We start from the raw sequence: 433 nt of genomic DNA on the forward strand, positions 1-433 counted from the left end.
ACTCAGCGCGGCAGCACGCTCGATCCCATCAGCGCCTCATCGATGGCGCGCGCCGCCTGGCGGCCCTCGCGGATCGCCCAGACGACCAGCGACTGGCCGCGCCGCACGTCGCCCGCCGCATAGAGCTTTTCGACGCTGGTCCTGTAGTCCCGGTCATTGGCCTCGACATTCTTCGAGCGGCGGCTGTCAATGGCGATCTTCATCTGGCCGGCCAGTTCCGACACCGGCCCGCGAGCGGCTGGCCCGGCAAAGCCGATGGCGATGAACGCGAGATCGGCACGAATGACGAATTCGCTGCCGGCGATCGGCTTGCGCTTTTCGTCGACCTCGCAGCATTTGACCCCGGTCAGCTGGCCGTCTTCGCCGATGAACTCGAGCGTCGCCACCTGAAACTCGCGCTCGGCGCCTTCGGCCTGCGAGGACGAGGTGCGCA

The 433-nt window shown here is 67.4% G+C and carries 1 protein-coding gene; it reads right to left on the reverse strand.

Going from position 1 to position 433, the window contains the following annotated elements; genetic code table 11:
• Nucleotides 1-2 precede the first annotated feature (2 nt).
• Nucleotides 3-433: FAD-dependent oxidoreductase (locus EN780_RS37880; protein ID WP_189557203.1), on the reverse strand; the 431-nt coding region annotated here is incomplete at its 5' end.

It is taken from the genome of Mesorhizobium sp. M4B.F.Ca.ET.089.01.1.1 (assembly GCF_004022605.1).
Taxonomy (GTDB): Bacteria; Pseudomonadota; Alphaproteobacteria; order Rhizobiales; family Rhizobiaceae; genus Mesorhizobium; species Mesorhizobium abyssinicae.